A 254-nucleotide genomic window follows, 5' to 3' on the forward strand; every position below is an offset into this window, starting at 1 on the left:
GAACCGTCAGGCAATACGGTGGTGGTGAAACTTTGGGTATCGCTGTCACTGTCGGTGACTTCAATACTGATCACCGCCCCAATTTCATCACAAGTACCGCTGATGGTGGGGGTGGCGCTGTTGAGGTTGGACAGTGCATCCAGGTTCAGTATTGGGAGTGTGAGATCGATAAGGCCAGAAGTCGAAACACTGGCGAGATTGCCAGCGGCATCGAGCACCGACACGTCCACATTGAGTAACCCTTCGGAAGCCGC

1 pseudogene is annotated in these 254 nt (G+C 54.3%); it reads right to left on the bottom strand.

The annotated features are described in order from the left end of the window. A pseudogene (locus V5298_RS20955) lies at window positions 1-254 on the bottom strand (RTX toxin); the annotation flags it as partial.

The sequence above is a fragment of the Alteromonas sp. 14N.309.X.WAT.G.H12 genome (genome assembly GCF_036697315.1).
Taxonomy (GTDB): domain Bacteria; phylum Pseudomonadota; class Gammaproteobacteria; order Enterobacterales; family Alteromonadaceae; genus Alteromonas.